1 rRNA gene is annotated in these 3,256 nt (G+C 54.3%); it reads left to right on the forward strand.

The window, feature by feature from the left end:
* The first annotated feature begins 97 nt into the window (after positions 1 to 97).
* Positions 98 to 3,220 (forward strand): 23S ribosomal RNA (locus AD89_RS0115595).
* The last annotated feature ends 36 nt before the right edge of the window (positions 3,221 to 3,256 follow it).

A 3,256-nucleotide genomic window follows, 5' to 3' on the forward strand; every position in this document is an offset into this window, starting at 1 on the left:
TTGTGTTGTTTATGTAATGTGATTTTTCTTGTCATCATCTAGTTGAGGTGAATGAAACAATTTTTCGCGCACATTTGCCGATCCCTGTTTGGGGGTTGGGTGAGTGTGTAAGAGCGCATGGTGGATGCCTTGGCATCAGGAGCCGATGAAGGACGTGGAAATCTGCGATAAGCCTCGGGGAGCCGATAAACAGGCGTTGATCCGAGGGTCTCCGAATGGGGAAACCCCGCCACTCGTGAGGGTGGTGACCCGTGTCTGAATATATAGGGCATGTGGAGGGAACGCGGGGAAGTGAAACATCTCAGTACCCGCAGGAAGAGAAAATAACAATGATTCCGGGAGTAGTGGCGAGCGAAACTGGATGAGCCTAAACCTTGTCAGTGTCAAGCGTGCTGGTGTTGCTGTCAGGGTGTTGTGGGGTGTGCATGGTCCGGTTCAGCATGACTGGTCTGCGAGCGTGGTTGGTGTAGTCGAACCTGGTGGGAAACAGGACCGGAGTGGGTGAGAGTCCCGTAGACGAAACATCAGCCCGTCGTGGTGTGTGCGTTGCCCGAGTAGCACGGAACTCGTGGAATTTCGTGTGAATCTGCCAGGACCACCTGGTAAGGCTAAATACTTCCTGATGACCGATAGCGGAATGAGTACCGTGAGGGAATGGTGAAAAGTACCCCGGGAGGGGAGTGAAAGAGTACCTGAAACCATGTGCTTACAATCCGTCAGAGCAGTATCTTGATGACTGTGATGGCGTGCCTTTTGAAGAATGAGCCTGCGAGTTAGCGGTGCGTGGCGAGGTTAACCCGTGTGGGGTAGCCGTAGCGAAAGCGAGTCCGAACAGGGCGTATTGAGTCGCGTGTCCTAGACCCGAAGCGGAGTGATCTAGCCATGGGCAGGGTGAAGCGTGTGTAAGAGCGCGTGGAGGCCCGCACCCACTTCAGTTGAAAATGGAGGGGATGACCTGTGGTTAGGGGTGAAAGGCCAATCAAACTCTGTGATAGCTGGTTCTCCCCGAAATGCATTTAGGTGCAGCGTTGCGTGGTTCTTGCTGGAGGTAGAGCTACTGGATGGCTGATGGGCCCTACCGGGTTACTGACGTCAACTAAACTCCGAATGCCAGTCAAGGTTCAGCGTGGCAGTGAGACAGTGGGGGATAAGCTTCATTGTCGAGAGGGAAACAGCCCAGACCATCAACTAAGGCCCCTAAGCGTGTGCTCAGTGGGAAAGGATGTTCAGTTGCGAAGACAACCAGGAGGTTGGCTTAGAAGCAGCCATCCTTGAAAGAGTGCGTAATAGCTCACTGGTCAAGTGATTGAGCGCCGATAATGTAGCGGGGCTAAGTACACCGCCGAAGTTGTGGCAGCACCACGTATAGCCGTAATGGTGTGGTGTTGGGTAGGGGAGCGTCGAGTTGCTGGTGAAGTCGCCGTGTGAACGAGTGGTGGAAGCGATTCGAGTGAGAATGCAGGCATGAGTAGCGAAAGACGGGTGAGAAACCCGTCCACCGGATGACCAAGGGTTCCAGGGCTAGGCTAATCCGCCCTGGGTAAGTCGGGACCTAAGGCGAGGCCGACAGGCGTAGTCGATGGACAACCAGTTGATATTCTGGTACCGACACACAACCGACAGTACCAAAACACACGATACTAACCCTGTGATGACCCCGTCAGGCCTTCGGGCCTGTGGTTGGGTTTGAGTGGGGGACCTGAGTGTGGAGTCGGTAAGCGTGAGGTGTGACGCAGAAAGGTAGCCAGGCCGTGCGATGGTAGTCACGGTCTAAGGTTGTAGCACGTGGGGGTAGGTAAATCCGTCCCCGCATGTGTGTGAGAGCTGATGGGCGCCCCACAATTGGTGGGGTGATCTGGTGATCCTCTGCTGCCGAGAAAAGCATCGACGTGAGGGTGTGTGTTGCCCGTACCCTATAACCGACACAGGTGGTCGAGTAGAGAATACTAAGGTGATCGAGAGAATCGTGGTTAAGGAACTCGGCAAAATGCCCCCGTAACTTCGGGAGAAGGGGGACCATCCCGGTGAACCACCCTTTGCGGTGGGATGTGCTGGTGGTGGTCGCAGAGGCCAGAGAGAAGCGACTGTTTATTAAAAACACAGGTCCGTGCGAAGATGTAAGTCGATGTATACGGACTGACGCCTGCCCGGTGCTGGAAGGTTAAGAGGACCTGTTAACCCATTTTGTGGGTGAAGCGGAGAATTTAAGCCCCAGTAAACGGCGGTGGTAACTATAACCATCCTAAGGTAGCGAAATTCCTTGTCGGGTAAGTTCCGACCTGCACGAATGGCGTAACGACTTCTCTGCTGTCTCAACCACGAACTCGGCGAAATTGCATTACGAGTAAAGATGCTCGTTACGCGCAGCAGGACGGAAAGACCCCGAGACCTTCACTATAGTTTGGTATTGGGATTCGGTGTGGTTTGTGTAGGATAGGTGGAAGACTGGGAAGCCTCGACGCTAGTTGGGGTGGAGTCGATCGGTGAAATACCACTCTGACCATAGTGGATTCCTTAACTTCGGACCCTGATCGGGTTCAGGGACAGTGCCTGATGGGTAGTTTAACTGGGGCGGTTGCCTCCTAAAGAGTAACGGAGGCGCCCAAAGGTTCCCTCAGCCTGGTTGGCAATCAGGTGTCGAGTGTAAGTGCACAAGGGAGCTTGACTGTGAGACGGACGTGTCGAGCAGGAGCGAAAGCTGGGACTAGTGACCCGGCCATGGCTTGTGGAAGCGTGGTCGCTCAACGGATAAAAGGTACCTCGGGGATAACAGGCTGATCTTGCCCAAGAGTCCATATCGACGGCATGGTTTGGCACCTCGATGTCGGCTCGTCGCATCCTGGGGCTGGAGTCGGTCCCAAGGGTTGGGCTGTTCGCCCATTAAAGCGGTACGCGAGCTGGGTTTAGAACGTCGTGAGACAGTTCGGTCCCTATCCGCTGCGTGCGTAGGAAATTTGTGGAGGTCTGTCCTTAGTACGAGAGGACCGGGACGGACGAACCTCTGGTGTGCCAGTTGTTCCGCCAGGAGCATGGCTGGTTGGCTACGTTCGGGATGGATAACCGCTGAAAGCATCTAAGCGGGAAGCCGGCTCCGAGATGAGATTTCCAACTGACTTTTGTCAGGGGAGGTGTCCTATAGATGATGGGGTTGATAGGCCGGGTATGGAAGCACAGTAATGTGTGGAGTTGACTGGTACTAATACACCGATCACTCATCAACCATTCCTTGTGGGGTTGGTGTGTGCGAAAAGATGTT

This window comes from Brevibacterium sp. VCM10, assembly GCF_000583215.1.
Taxonomy (GTDB): Bacteria; Actinomycetota; Actinomycetes; order Actinomycetales; family Brevibacteriaceae; genus Brevibacterium; species Brevibacterium linens.